This is a genomic window from Tritonibacter mobilis, assembly GCF_001681715.1.
Lineage (GTDB): Bacteria > Pseudomonadota > Alphaproteobacteria > Rhodobacterales > Rhodobacteraceae > Epibacterium > Epibacterium mobile.
The window spans coordinates 265674-279054 of sequence record NZ_LNWY01000003.1 but is presented as its reverse complement, the minus strand read 5'-3'; the positions used below and the strand labels follow the sequence as shown (position 1 = coordinate 279054).

11 protein-coding genes are annotated in these 13381 nt (G+C 61.3%); 6 read left to right on the top strand and 5 right to left on the bottom strand.

Annotation, left to right across the window (positions count from 1 at the left end; translation table 11 throughout):
* Positions 1 to 134 precede the first annotated feature (134 nt).
* From paaG to UB90_RS02790, 5 genes are all read left to right on the top strand, one after another.
* A complete protein-coding gene (gene paaG, locus UB90_RS02810; protein ID WP_065324799.1) occupies positions 135 to 920 on the top strand; it encodes a 2-(1,2-epoxy-1,2-dihydrophenyl)acetyl-CoA isomerase PaaG in 786 nt (261 codons plus the stop codon).
* A gap of 9 nt (positions 921 to 929) precedes the next feature.
* On the top strand, positions 930 to 1379 hold the full coding sequence (gene paaI / locus UB90_RS02805; RefSeq protein ID WP_065324798.1) for a hydroxyphenylacetyl-CoA thioesterase PaaI: 450 nt from the start codon (positions 930 to 932) through the stop codon (positions 1377 to 1379).
* Positions 1380 to 1414: 35 nt separating this feature from the next.
* Positions 1415 to 2725 carry a phenylacetate--CoA ligase PaaK gene (paaK, locus tag UB90_RS02800; protein ID WP_065324797.1) on the top strand — a complete coding sequence of 437 codons (1311 nt, stop codon included), beginning with the start codon at positions 1415 to 1417 and terminating at the stop codon, positions 2723 to 2725.
* 6 nt (positions 2726 to 2731) lie between these two features.
* Positions 2732 to 3328 (top strand): TetR/AcrR family transcriptional regulator, encoded by a 597-nt coding sequence (locus UB90_RS02795; protein WP_065324796.1) that lies wholly within the window; start codon positions 2732 to 2734, stop codon positions 3326 to 3328.
* A 280-nt stretch (positions 3329 to 3608) separates the two neighbouring features.
* Complete coding sequence (locus tag UB90_RS02790; protein ID WP_005670053.1) at positions 3609 to 3872, top strand: glycine zipper 2TM domain-containing protein; 264 nt, start codon at positions 3609 to 3611, stop codon at positions 3870 to 3872.
* Between the two features lie 94 nt (positions 3873 to 3966).
* Here UB90_RS02790 and UB90_RS02785 read toward each other — a convergent pair whose 3' ends face one another.
* Both UB90_RS02785 and trpS read right to left on the bottom strand, forming a co-directional pair.
* A complete protein-coding gene (locus UB90_RS02785) occupies positions 3967 to 5823 on the bottom strand; it encodes an OmpA family protein (RefSeq protein WP_065331874.1) in 1857 nt (618 codons plus the stop codon).
* 133 nt (positions 5824 to 5956) lie between these two features.
* The gene (gene trpS, locus UB90_RS02780; protein WP_005644500.1) at positions 5957 to 6985 is read right to left on the bottom strand and encodes a tryptophan--tRNA ligase; all 1029 of its coding nucleotides are present in this window, start codon (positions 6983 to 6985) and stop codon (positions 5957 to 5959) included.
* Positions 6986 to 7089: 104 nt separating this feature from the next.
* On the opposite strand from trpS, the gene UB90_RS02775 reads away from it, so the two are divergent.
* On the top strand, positions 7090 to 7776 hold the full coding sequence (locus UB90_RS02775; protein ID WP_065324794.1) for a rhomboid family intramembrane serine protease: 687 nt from the start codon (positions 7090 to 7092) through the stop codon (positions 7774 to 7776).
* Between the two features lie 18 nt (positions 7777 to 7794).
* Here UB90_RS02775 and murJ read toward each other — a convergent pair whose 3' ends face one another.
* From murJ to UB90_RS02760, 3 genes are read right to left on the bottom strand one after another with little or no spacing between them, the layout of a single operon-like run.
* A complete protein-coding gene (gene murJ, locus UB90_RS02770) occupies positions 7795 to 9342 on the bottom strand; it encodes a murein biosynthesis integral membrane protein MurJ (protein WP_065324793.1) in 1548 nt (515 codons plus the stop codon).
* On the bottom strand, positions 9339 to 12167 hold the full coding sequence (locus UB90_RS02765; protein WP_456293454.1) for a [protein-PII] uridylyltransferase: 2829 nt from the start codon (positions 12165 to 12167) through the stop codon (positions 9339 to 9341). Before UB90_RS02765 ends, murJ begins: the two co-directional genes overlap by 4 nt.
* Positions 12127 to 13311 (bottom strand): penicillin-binding protein activator, encoded by a 1185-nt coding sequence (locus UB90_RS02760; protein WP_081285505.1) that lies wholly within the window; start codon positions 13309 to 13311, stop codon positions 12127 to 12129. Before UB90_RS02760 ends, UB90_RS02765 begins: the two co-directional genes overlap by 41 nt.
* Positions 13312 to 13381 lie beyond the last annotated feature (70 nt).

The window sequence follows — 13381 nt, the reverse complement described above, 5'->3', positions numbered from 1 at the left end:
TGTTGTGCAACGTGCCTGCGCCCGGTTTCGGGGCGGCCCATTTTCCTGATCAGATATATTGACCGTCCGGTCGGTTTATGCAAGTCTTTTCCCAATCGGGCGCCGGATCGCCCGCCGCTGCGAGGGGAGGCATCATGGAACAGAGTATTCTGACGCAGGATCACGGGACGTGGTGCGAGATCACACTGAACCGCCCGGATCGGCTCAATGCGTTTACCGATGAGATGCATCTGGCCCTGCGTGTCGCCTTGGAAGAAGCGCGCGATTCTGGCAAGCGTGCGCTCTTGCTGACGGGCGCGGGGCGGGGATTTTGCGCCGGGCAGGATCTGTCGGCGCGTAACCCGGATGCGGCGGGTGGCGCTCCGGATCTTGGGCAGACGGTGCGGACCTTCTATGCGCCCTTGGTCAATCTGATCCGGTCGCTGGAGTTTCCGGTGGTCTGCGCGGTGAACGGCGTGGCGGCAGGGGCGGGGGCGAACCTGTCGCTGGCCGCAGACATCGTGCTGGCAGCGCATAGCGCGAAATTCATCCAGTCCTTTGCCAAGGTCGGGCTGATCCCCGACACCGCTGGCAGCTATCACTTGCCGCGCCTGCTGGGCGAGGCCCGCGCCAAAGCGCTGGCGCTGACCGGAGAGCCGCTGAGTGCCGAACAGGCCGCCGACTGGGGGCTGATCTGGAAATGCGTCGCCGATGACGTGCTAATGACCGAGGCGCGCGCCCTGACGGCCAAGCTCGCGGATGGGCCGACGCTGGGGCTGAGCCTGACCAAATCGCTGATCCAGACCTCGGGGGCCTATACGCTGGCCGAGCAGCTGGAGCGCGAGGCGGATGCGATGAAAACCTGTGGTGAGAGCGCGGATTACGCCGAGGGCGTGCGGGCATTTCTTGAAAAGCGCCAGCCGGTATTTCGGGGGGAATAAGCCGTGACCATGACCGCAAAGACCCGCGCCGAGAAATCCGCCGCCGCCATGTGGGCCGACGATCAGGCGTCCAAATGGGCCGGTATGGGCATCGAACGCGTTGACGAGGGCAGTGCCGCGCTGGCCCTGACCGTCGAGACGCATCACTGCAACGGCCATGGGATCTGCCATGGCGGTGTGATCTTCATGCTCGCCGACAGCGCCTTTGCCTTTGCTTGTAACAGCCGCAATCAGGCGACGGTGGCGCAGCACAATATGATCAGCTTTATCGCGCCGGGGCGCAAAGGGGACCGATTGCTGGCCGAGGCCCGCGAGATCTCGCTCACCGGGCGCAGCGGTCTCTATGACGTGAGCGTCAAAAATCAGGACGGACAGCTGATCGCAGAAATGCGCGGCTGCTCGCGCGCCATCAAAGGGCATCTGTTTGAGGAAACCGATGCGCCTATGCCCCGCGATTAAGCGGCACCAGGACTATCCCGCGACGGAGGACGCCAATGATAGATTTGACACCCAACCGGTCAGACCTTGACCCGATCGAGATCGCGTCCATCGACGAGATCCGCAGCCTGCAACTGGAGCGCCTGAAATGGTCGCTGCGCCATGCCTACGACAATGTGGCGATGTATAAGGCGCGGTTCGATGCGGCCGGAGTACACCCGGACGATCTACAAGAGCTGTCGGATCTGGCGAAGTTTCCCTTCACCACCAAGGGTGATCTGCGCGATGCCTATCCTTTCGGCATGTTTGCAGTCCCGCGCGAGCAGATCCTCCGGGTGCATGCGTCTTCCGGCACCACGGGCAAGCCGACGGTGGTGGGCTACACGCAAAAGGATATCGACACCTGGGCGGACCTTCTGGCGCGGTCCTTGCGTGCGTCCGGCCTGCGGCGCGGCGATATGGTGCATAACGCTTATGGGTACGGGCTCTTTACTGGCGGGCTTGGCGCGCATTACGGCATTGAGCGCCTCGGCGCGACGGTGGTGCCGATGTCGGGCGGCCAGACCGAAAAACAAGTGACGCTGATCGAGGATTTCCGCCCCGACGGCATCATGGTAACGCCGTCCTATATGCTCAACATCCTTGAGCAATATCACCGCATGGGGATCGACCCGCGCAGCTCTTCGCTGAAGGTTGGCGTCTTTGGCGCGGAACCCTGGACCGATGCGATGCGCCGCGAGGTCGAGGCGGCCTTTGATATGCATGCGGTGGATATCTATGGTCTCTCGGAGATCATGGGGCCGGGTGTTGCCAATGAATGTGTGGAGACCAAGGACGGGCCAGTCATCTGGGAGGATCACTTCCTGCCGGAAATCATTGATCCCGAAACCGGCGCGGTGCTGCCCGATGGCGAGTTGGGCGAGCTGGTCTTTACCACGCTGACCAAGGAAGGCCTGCCGATGGTACGCTACCGCACCCGCGACCTGACCCGCCTGCTGCCGGGCACTGCGCGTTCGATGCGGCGGATGGCCAAGATCACCGGGCGGTCGGATGACATGATCATCCTGCGCGGCGTCAATGTGTTTCCAAGCCAGATCGAAGAGCAGATGCTGACGGTGGAGGCGCTCGCGCCCTATTACCAGATCGAGCTTTATAGCAAGGGCCGAATGGACGCGATGCGCATCCATGTCGAGGTCTTGCCAGCGGCCACCGCACCCGAACAGCGGGAGGCCTGCACCAAGCAACTGGCCAAGCGGATCAAGGATATCGTTGGCATCTCGGCAGAGATTTCTGTAGGCGAGCCCGGCAGTGTCGAACGCTCGCAGGGCAAGGCGCGCCGCGTCGTCGACAATCGCGAGAAAGGATAGGCGCCCTTGGCCCGGACCATTGCCAAAGACCACGACCAGAAGCGCGCGCTGATCCTGTCGGCCTCGGCGCGGCTGTTTGCCGAAGAAGGCTATGACCGGGCCTCGATGACCCAGATCGCGCGCGCCTGCGGGATCTCCAAGGCCAATATCTACCATTATTACGAGGGCAAGGACGCGCTGCTGTTCGACCTGTTGGACAGCTACCTGCGCAGGCTGCGGGATCGGGTCTGTCAGATGGACCTGAGCGATCTGGACCCTGTGGCGCGGCTAAGACGTATCCTGACAGAGGTGCTCTTGGCCTATGAGGGCGCCGATCACGAACACAAGGTGCAGCTCAACGCAATCTCGGCCCTGCCGGAGCCACAACAGGAGCATCTGCGCACCTATCAGCGTGAAATGGTGAAATTCATGAGCGCCGCCATCCGCGACGCCGCACCCGAGACGTTTGGTGCGGATAAAGGCAAGCTGCGCGCGGTCACCATGTCCGTCTTTGGCATGTTGAACTGGCATTACATGTGGAATGCCGGGGCTGACACCGAAGATCGCAAAGGCTATGCCGACCTTGTCGCGCGGCTGACGCTTGAGGGTGTTCAGGGGCTGTGAGCACCGTCTTGGGTGACCGCTGCGCCAGATAAATCGGCCGTATCCATAGCCGTACAACAGTTTCCACAAGAGGCGCTCGGGCACCCGCCGATTTAGGGGGGTGTCATCGGCAATCTATTGCTGTGTCAAAATTTCTTCGCTTGGAAAGGCTGTTGAACGGTCTAGGTATAACAGAGGCTTATCGTCCGTCCCGTGATGGATCTGAAGGTATTGCGCGGCTGATGCGCTCTTTGCGGGATGACGACACCAAAGAAACGTGAACCATTCAGGAGATGGGAAAATGTCAAAGACTTCAGGTGTGATCGCAGCACTGTTTGCATCCGCACTCGCCGTGGCGGGCTGTACCGACAATCAGGACATCAACGCCGTATCTGGTGCGCTCGTTGGCGCGGCGGTTGGCAATCAGGTTGGGTCTGGTAGCGGTAAAACCGCGGCGACGCTTGTGGGCGGTGCCGTTGGCGCGCAGCTTGGTGCAAACGCACCACGTCAGTGCACGTATCGCAACGCCAACGGGTCGACCTACAAGGCCGCGTGCCCGTCCTGATCTCGGTATCGACAGGTCGGCTTTGCCGGCCTGCTCGCAAGATAAAAAATGCCCCGGCGATGTGCCGGGGCATTTTTGTTTTTGTTGACCGCGCTTACTGTCGCGATGCCAGAAGTGGTGTAATCCGCCGTACGGTGACGCGGCGATTGGCGCGTTCGGCGTCCAGCACCGGCACCGCCAGATCGCTTTCGCCATAGCCCTGGATCACCATATTTTCCGGTGGCACGTCAAAATACTCGGTCAGCGCCAGCGCCACGGTTTCCGCCCGGCGGTCAGAGAGCGCAAGGTTGTAGGTCGCTGCGCCCACCGCATCAGTGTGACCTTCGATCAGGAACACCTCGGTCGGGTTCCGCTCGATCATCTGGCGCAGTGCATTGCCAAGGGCTGTCAGCTCTTCGGCCTGTTCCGGGCGGATCACCGAGGAGCCGGTTTCAAAGGTCACCTTGTCGACGTTGATTTCCGGTACCAATCGACGCACCGCATCGATGTTACGCACCTGTGCAAGCGAGAATCGACGGTCGATCCCTTCGGGTTGTTGGGCTGCGAGTGCCGCGGCCAGATCCTCAGCGGAGATGCTGCCATCCGTCGAGAAAGCTCTGCGGTTTGGCGATGCTTTGGGCAGCTCTGTTACCACCACTTTTTCAGCCTCTTGTGTGTCGTCGAACAACACCACCGTGCGGCCATCGGTCAGGGTCTTGCTGCGGCGCAACACACGGCCATCGGCGGCGCGGATGGTTTCCACCTCGATGCCGTCCTCGCGTGTGACCACGGTGCGGGTGGAGCCGTCCTTAAACTGGTAGGTCTTCACGTTGGAGCCGGGTTGGCGCAGCAGGGCATCGTCATTTTTGATGACGCGATACTGGCCGTCCTGTTCAACCACCGCGCGGTCACCGCTGTTAGAGACCACGGTCTCGCCAGATTTCAGCAATTGCCCAACTGCCAAAGCGCCAAGCCCGAGGAGGGCTGCTTTTTCCAGTTTGGACAGGCCATCGTCTTTATCGGCTTCTGCGCTTGGCGCGGCAGGGGCGGCGTCTTCGGTCGCGGCGGTCTCGTTCACCTTGGTGTCGAATTCCTCGGCAGAGCTGCGCGCGGTGTCCTCAGTCACGGTCTCTTCAATCACCTCAGCGTCAGCCTCCGCGTCATCCCCTGCGGCGGCTGCTGCGGTGGTTTCGGTCTGGGTTTCCGCCAATGCGTCGGCTTGTTCCTGACTGTTGCGTTCGGTGACTTCGGGGTTGTCAACAGGAGCGCTATCGGCCACCTCAGCCTCAGCCTCAGCCTCAGCCTCAGCCTCAGCCTCAGCCTCAGCCTCAGCCTCAGCCTCGGTGGTGGCATCGGCGTTTTCTACCGCCAGTTCCTCCGCTAGGGCCTTAGCGGTCTCATCGGTGGTTGGTTCTGCTTCAACTGCCGCGTCTGCGTCGGTCGCAGCGCCATCTGATTGATCGACCTCGGCAGATTGTTCTGCCTCTGCAGGCTCTGTTTCAGCGGTACTATCAGTCGTCTCGGCGGGGGCGGTGGTTTCTTCAGCCTCCGCAGCAGCGGCCTCATCGAGGGGCGCTTCTTGCACCTCTTCCCCGGCGTCCGCTTCTGGTGCAGGTTCTGGCTCAGCGTCTGCCGCCTCTTCCAGCTTCTGTTCGAGGTCGCTCACTTCCTCAGCGGCCGGTGCCAAGGCCGACAGAATTGAGCCAGACTGCAACTCAACCGGCAGCGCCTCATCATAGGTGCCTTCACCATATTGTGCGCAGAACTCGGCAATCGGGTCAGCCCCGTCGGCCTCTGCGTTCGCCTCAGCGCCTTCGCGGCAACGCTCCACAAGTGCAGCGATTTCGGTCTCGCTCATTTTGCTGAGGTCGAATGTTGCATCGCCTTCAGTTTGGGCCACCCCCGGCATCGGCGCTGCCAACGAGGCGATGACGGCCAATGCGGTGGCCGATTTGAAAAATCCCGGTTTCATTGCGAGTCCTTTCCTGTGTCAGCACATGACTGTGCCCCATGAACGCAGAAGTCGGACGAAAGTTGCATCACATAAACGTAAGGGCCACCCTTTGGGCGGCCCTTCGCGTGTTCGGACGGCAGTGTTGTGCAGGTCAGATTTCGACCGGGGCAACCATGCCAACGATGTCATAGGTCTTGCGCAGGATCGGCGCGGTGATCTCGCGTGCGCGCTCCGAGCCTCGGGCGAGGATCTTGTCGATCTCGTCCTGATTTTCCATCAACCGGGCCATTTCGGTAGTGATCGGCGACATTTTCTCTACCGCCAGATCGGCCAGCATCGGCTTGAACTCCGAGAACTGCTTGCCACCCACATCCGCCAGCACCTGATCCACAGTCTGACCCGAGAGCGCGGCATAGATATTCACGAGATTGCGCGCCTCCGGGCGTTCTTCCAGCCCTTTTGCTTCGGAAGGCAGGGCCTCGGGGTCGGTTTTGGCCTTGCGGATCTTCTTGGCAATGGTGTCCGCATCATCAGTTAGGTTGATGCGGCTTGCATCAGAAGGATCTGATTTCGACATTTTCTTGGAGCCATCGCGCAAGCTCATGACCCGCGTCGCCGCGCCCTCAATCACCGGTTCGGTCAGCGGGAAGAAATCAACGCCGTAGTCGTGGTTGAACTTGGTCGCGATGTCGCGGGTGAGCTCAAGGTGCTGTTTCTGGTCCTCGCCCACCGGCACATGGGTGGCGTGGTAGATCAGGATATCGGCGGCCATCAGGGACGGATAGGCCAACAGGCCGAGCGAGGCATTCTGCTGGTTCTTGCCGGCCTTGTCCTTCCACTGGGTCATCCGCTGCATCCAGCCCATACGGGCGACGCAGTTGAAGATCCATGCCAGTTGCGCGTGCTCTGGCACTTGGCTCTGGTTGATCAGAATGGATTTCTCCGGATCAAGCCCGGCGGCGATAAAACCCGCACATAGCTCGCGGGTGGCCTTTTTCAGATCAGCCGGGTCTTGCCAGACGGTGATCGCATGCAGGTCCACCATACAGTAGATGGATTCCACATCCCGCGATTGCCAGTCGACGAACCGCTTCAATGCACCGAGGTAATTCCCCAGATGCAGATTGCCCGAAGGCTGGATGCCTGAAAAGACACGCGGGGTGAAGCTGGTTTCGCTCATCGTCGAAAACTCCCGTCTGGAATTATGCACCATCGTCGCTTACCCATGGCGCAGAGTATCGTCAACAGGCCTAGACCCGCAGAGAGCGCCGGAGAGCAGGACCAATGCAAGATCAAAACCAATCCCCCTTTAACGCGTTGCCACCGGTGGTGGTGGCTCTGGTGATCGTGATCCTCGGGATCGAGATTGTATTTTCGCTCGGCGCGCGCGGCTTCATTGGCGGGCCAGAGGCGGTCGGCTGGCGATTGAGCGCGCTGCAGGAGTACGGTTTTGGCGCGCAATATTTCTGGTGGATGTGGGAGAGCGGAACCTGGCCCTTTGATCTGCTAAAGCGCTTTGTCACCTACGCTTTTGTGCATGGGGCCTTCACCCAGACGATCTTTGTCTGTGTGTTCCTGCTGGCCATGGGCAAGATGGTAGGCGAGGCGATGGGAGAGATTGCCGTGGTGCTGATCTTTCTCGGCTCTGCCATCGGCGGGGCGTTGGCCTATGCGCTCTTGGTGGGCGGCAATGTGGCGTTGATTGGGGGCTTTCCGGCGGTCTACGGGCTGATTGGTGGGTTTACGCATCTGTTGTGGTTGTCGCTCGCGACCGTGGGGGCGCAGCAATATCGGGCGTTCTCCCTGATCGCCTTCTTGATGGGTATTCAGCTGCTCTTTGGCCTGATATTTGGCGGCAGCCCGGAATGGGTGGCCGACCTCGCGGGCTTTGGCACCGGTTTTGTGATGTCGTTCTTTCTGGTGCCCGGCGGGTGGGCGCGGATCTTACAGAAACTGCGTCAGGAACGGTGATGGGGTGGGTCCCTGCGGTCAGGCTTTGCCGCGCCGCAGGGCCGATCTGAACTCCGACAGTCTGAAGGCCCCGATGATCTGGCCGATGGCGAAATAGGCCACCGCACCGATTACGATCAGCGCCAGCAGGGCGAGGTAGCGCCAATAGGCCGTCGCTAATGCTGGGCCGAGCAGCACGGCGGCGGCGAACAAGACGCCGCCCATGGCAATTGATGCCAGCACGATGCGCAAGGACCGGCGTTGAAAGCGCGCGTCAAACTGCGCTGCTGCACCCATGCGCCGCGCGCCGAGCCAGAGCTGCAACACCATCACCCAGCCCGCGACCGGGGCGGCGATGGCCGGGGCCAGCCAGCCAAAGACAGGTTGCAATCCCACCGCAAGAACCGCGTTCACCACCATTGCCACAAGCGCGTAGTGAAACGGGCTGCGGGTGTCTTCGCGCGCAAAATAAAGCGGTTGCAGCACCTTTTGCAGCACAAACGCCGGCAGCCCTGCGCCGTAGATGGCTACGGCCATGGCAATGGCTGCTGCGTCCTGCGGCCCCGTTGCGCCACGCTCATAAAGGACAGAGACCAGCGGCAGCGGAATGGCGATAAAGGCCACGGCGGATGGGATCGTCAGCAGCAGGGAAAACTCGCCCGCGCGCGACAGCGCATCCTGCGCGCCCTGATCGTCTCCGGCCCGCAGGCGGCGCGACAGATCGGGCAGCAAGACGATGCCCACCGCGATGCCCACCACGCCAAGCGGCAATTGATAGAGCCGATCCGCCAGCGAAAGCCAGGAGACCGCACCGGCGTAGCTGGAGGCAACTGCCTGACCCACCACCAGATTGACCTGCGTGACCCCCATCGCGAGGGCGGCGGGCAGGGCGACGCGCACCAGTTGCTTCATCTCGGGAGTGAGGCGGGGCAATCCGGGGCGCAGGGAGATGCCCGCACGTGCGGCGGCGCTCCAGACCAGCGCCAGTTGCGCGATGCCTGCAAAGGGGATCACCCAGACCAGCCAGTCGATCACCTCTTGTCCGAGCAAAGCGCCCGCGAGCATTGCGGCGCAGGCGAGGATGTTCAACAGCACCGGCGCCGCCGCCGCCGCCGCAAAGCGCCCGGTGGCATTCAGAACGCCGGAAAACAATGCGGCCAGCGACATGCAAAGGATATAAGGAAAGACAATGCGACCATAGCCCACGGTCAGATCGAACCGTGCGTCGCCGTCAAAGCCACCGGCGGTCAGCAGCACCAGCGCTGGCATGAACACCATGCCCAATGCCGTCAGCAACAGAACCGAAGCCGCAAGGAGGTTGAACGCATCCTGAGCAAAGCCCTGCGGGTTCTCATCCGCCTCCCAGCGTTTGGCGAACATCGGCACGAAGGCCGCGTTGAACGCGCCCTCGGCAAAGAAACGGCGGAACATATTGGGCAGGCGGAAGGCGGCGTAAAACGCATCCCCCAGAACGCCGGGGCCAATATAGGCGGCGATCAGGATTTCACGCATGAACCCCAGAACACGGCTCGCCAGCGTCCAGAATCCGACTGTCATAAAGCCGGACATCAATTTGATCGGCTTCATGTATCGGCCCGCTTTGCACCGTCGATGATGGCTTCGCGCAGTTTTTTCTCAAGCGACTGCTGCTTGGCTGCGGAGTGGTATTTCAAACCGAACATGTCCTTCACGTAGAAACTGTCCACCACCTGTTCGCCATAGGTCGCAATAACCGCATTGGCGATATAGACATTCGCCGCCGCCAAGGTGCGCGCCAGATCATAGAGCAGGCCGGGGCGGTCGCGGGTGTCGACCTCGATGATGGTGTAGATATCGGAACCGTCGTTATCAAAGGTGATATGGGTCGGCACCCGGAAGGCACGCTCGCGCTTCTTGATCTTGTCGCGCGATTTCAGCGCGTCGCGGGCGATCACTTCACCATGCAGGGTTTTCTCGATCATGCTGCGCAGGCGGGGCAGGCGGGAGGCCTCGAACGGGTGACCGTCGGCATCCTGAATCCAGAAAGCATCGGTCACAAACCCGTCCTTGGTGGTGTAGCTGCGTGCATCAACCACATTGGCCCCCACCAGCGCTAGCGCGCCTGCGATACGGGCAAAAATGCCCGGATGGTCCGGCATCACGAAACAGGCTCGGGTGGCGTCGCGGTCCTCGTCCGGGTGCAGGCGCACCAGCATGGCCGAAGGGTCATCCAGCCTGTCGATCTCGCGCAGCATCTCGGCAAAATCCACATGCGCGGTGACATGCAGCCCCTGCCAATAGGGCGGATAATGGCGGGCGGTTTCGCGTTTGACGGCGGCTTTTTCCCAGTCGGGCAGAGCCTTGCGCAGGCGTTTCTTGGCCTCGGTGCCGCGATGCTCGCGGTTGAAGGCTTCCAGCCCGTTTTCCATCGCATCGCGGGTCTGGTTATAAAGTGCGCGCAAGAGCACCGCTTTCCAGTTGTTCCACGTATCCGGGCCGACGCCGCGAATGTCGCAGACCGTTAGCAGCAACAAGAGATCCAGCCGTTTGACCGTCTGCACCGCCTTGGCAAAATCGCGCACCGTGCGCGGGTCGGCAATGTCGCGTTTCTGTGCGGTGTCCGACATCAGCAGATGGTAGCGCACCAACCATTCCACCGTCTCGGATTCGGATTTGTTGAGCCCCAGCCGAGGCGCAACCTTGCGGGCGATCTGCGCGCCAAGAATAGAGTGGTCCTGCGGACGTCCCTTGCCGATGTCATGCAGCAGCATGGCGATGATCAGCACCTTGCGATTGACGCCCTGTTTGATCAGCGAGGACGACAGCGGCAACTCATCCTCCAGCTCGCCCCGTTCAATGGCAGAGAAGTTGGAGATCACTTGGATCGTGTGCTCATCCACCGTGTAGGAGTGATACATGTTGAACTGCATCATCGCCACGATCGGCTCGAACTCCGGGATGAAGGTCGACAGAACCCCCAGTTCATTCATGCGCCGCAGCACGCGCTCCGGGTTGCCGTGTTTCAGCAGAAGGTCGATGAAGATCCGCCGCGCATCCGGGTTGTTGCGCATTTCGTCATCAATCAGATGCAGGTTGCCGCGCGCCAGTCGCATGCTGTCAGGATGCAAGAGCAGGCCGGTGCGCAGGGCCTCTTCGAACATGCGCAACAGGTTCAGCTTGTCCTGCAGGAAGCTCTCGGGGTCGGCAATTTCCAGACGATTGTGATTGATCTTATAGCCGGGTTTGATGCGGGGTTTGCGCCGGAAGATGCGTTCCAGCAGCGGTTCGCTCTTGAGCTGGCTGTCTTCGAGTTTGGAGAGCAAGATGCGGGTCACATCGCCCACTTGCGTGGCGTGACGGAAATAATCCTGCATGAAGACCTCGACCGCGCGCCGGCCGGAGGTGTCCTGATAGCCCATGCGCTCGGCGACCTGCACCTGCATGTCAAAGGTCAGTTGCTCGGTGGCGCGCCCCGCACTCAGATGCAGATGCGCCCGCACGGCCCAGAGGAAGTTTTCTGCCTTTGCAAAGAAATCAAATTCTTCGGGGCGAAACAGGCCGAGGGGGACAAGTTCGGCCACGTCCTGAACTTTGTAGAGATATTTGGCGATCCAGAACAGCGATTGCAGATCGCGCAAGCCGCCTTTGCCCTCCTTGACGTTGGGCTCCACCATGTAGCGTTCGCCCTGCTTCAGGTGGCGGGCATCGCGTTCGGCCAGCTTGGCGTCGATGAACTCGGCGGCGTCCTTGGCAAAGAGATCCTTTGCCAAACGCTCTTCCAACTCTGCCGCGAGGGGGCCGTGACCTGCCAGAAACCGGTGCTCCAGCATGGCGGTCCGGATGGTGAAATCCTCAGAGCCGAGGCGGATGCAGTCCTTGATGGTGCGGCTGGAATGGCCGACCTTCAGCCGCAGATCCCACAGGATGTAGAGCATGGATTCAATCACGCTCTCCGCCCAGGCGGTGATCTTGTAGGGGGTCAGGAACAGCAGGTCGACGTCGGAAAACGGCGCCATCTCACCCCGGCCATAGCCCCCCACCGCAAAGACAGAAATCCGTTCGCCGGTGGTGGGCGTGGCGATGGGGTGCAGCACGTCCACGGCGGCCATGAGCGCTGTCGTGACCAACCCATCGGTCAGATAGGTATAAGACCGGGCCAATTCCCGCGCCGCGAAGGGCTGCAATTCAAAGGCCTCGGCAATGGCGCTGCGTCCGGCCTTATTGGCGTCGCGCAATAGCGCCACCACAGCGGCGCGAAACTCTGCGCCCTGGGCCTCTTGAGCCAAGTCCTGCACCCGCAGGCGGATCGCATCGGTATCAAAAATCATACTGGGGTCGCAGATCAGCGACCCCAGAGGTTCGGGATGGGTTTTGTCGTTGGCGTCCGCCGGTTCAGGAACCGGCTCCTGGGAAGCTTCGGGGCGCTGGGTCAATGATGACGACTTTCTTGTCCTTGATCGTTGCGATGGCGAGGCCACGTTCGTTGGTGCCATCAGGACGCAGGCGGAAGATACCCCCTGTGCCTTGGAACCCTGCGGATTGTGTCAGTGCCGCACCGGTCAGCGCACCGGAATTGCCAGAGCTGACAAGTGCACCAATGGCGGCAATGCCGTCATAGGCCAACCCGCCAATCGGGTGAGGGGCTGCGCCGTAGGCGGACTGGTAGCGGGCACGGAAAGAGCCGGACTTTTGCGGGTCAGGCATCGCAAACCAGCCATTTTGCACGCCGGACAGTTCCAGCGTTTGTGCCGGAATGTCCCAGCGAGTCAGGCCCATGTACTGCACATCTGTGGTTGCAACACCCGCTTCGGGCAGCAGTTGGGTCAACAGCGGCAGCGCACCTGCGGTGGTGGCGGTCAGGAACATCACGTCTGCGTTCTTTTGGCGAACGCTCTGGGTGATGGTCGGGATCGCATTGATCACGCCCTGCTGCGACAGATCATAGCTCACACTGCCGGCAACGGTCATCCCGCTCTGCACCGCAGCCTGCTGAATCGCGGCGCGTCCGGTCTGGCCTGCGGCGTTATTGCCGGAGACCACGACCATATTGCTCTTGCCTTGGCGCTTTGCGTATTGGGTCAGGCGGCGGGCGGAGTTTTCAAAGGTAGATCCCAGCACAAAGACGTTACCGCCCGCGATGGAGGTGTTGTTGGAAAACGCCAGCACGTTCACGCCACGCTTGGCCGCGGCGATGCCCGCGGCATTGGCGGCCTCAGCGTAAACCGGCCCGAGGATGATGCGCGCGCCGTCTTGCACCGCTTGGGTTGCGACGGCAGCGGCAGTTTGTGGATTGCCCGCGGTGTCATAAACCCGCAAGTCCACCTGCACACCGTTCAGGTCTGCAATCGCCAGACGCGCGGCATTCTCTAAACTCTTGGCCAGCACGTCATCACCGCGCTGGGCAGAGCCGCGCGGCACCAGCAAAGCGACCGGCACGGGTTTCGAAGTATTGATGGTGGGTCCACCGCCGGAAATCGCACCGGGATCACAGGCGGCAACGAGTGCAGTGGCAACAACTGTGGTGGCGGTCAGGACAACCTTGCGGGCCCGATTGAAAACAGCAAACATAAAGCGCATAAACTCCCTGTTCCGGGCCGCGACGATATGCTTCGCGTACCCGTTTTGGTTTGGAGCGATCATAGACGAC

What these genes read in the sequence shown, in the direction of transcription:
- paaG (WP_065324799.1), top strand. Translation starts at nt 135, where the DNA reads ATGGAACAGAGTATTCTGACGCAGGATCACGGGACGTGGTGCGAGATC.
- paaI (WP_065324798.1), top strand. Translation starts at nt 930, where the DNA reads ATGACCGCAAAGACCCGCGCCGAGAAATCCGCCGCCGCCATGTGGGCC.
- paaK (WP_065324797.1), top strand. Translation starts at nt 1,415, where the DNA reads ATGATAGATTTGACACCCAACCGGTCAGACCTTGACCCGATCGAGATC.
- UB90_RS02790 (WP_005670053.1), top strand. Translation starts at nt 3,609, where the DNA reads ATGTCAAAGACTTCAGGTGTGATCGCAGCACTGTTTGCATCCGCACTC.
- UB90_RS02785 (WP_065331874.1), bottom strand. Translation starts at nt 5,823, where the DNA reads ATGAAACCGGGATTTTTCAAATCGGCCACCGCATTGGCCGTCATCGCC.
- trpS (WP_005644500.1), bottom strand. Translation starts at nt 6,985, where the DNA reads ATGAGCGAAACCAGCTTCACCCCGCGTGTCTTTTCAGGCATCCAGCCT.
- UB90_RS02775 (WP_065324794.1), top strand. Translation starts at nt 7,090, where the DNA reads ATGCAAGATCAAAACCAATCCCCCTTTAACGCGTTGCCACCGGTGGTG.
- murJ (WP_065324793.1), bottom strand. Translation starts at nt 9,342, where the DNA reads ATGAAGCCGATCAAATTGATGTCCGGCTTTATGACAGTCGGATTCTGG.
- UB90_RS02760 (WP_081285505.1), bottom strand. Translation starts at nt 13,311, where the DNA reads ATGCGCTTTATGTTTGCTGTTTTCAATCGGGCCCGCAAGGTTGTCCTG.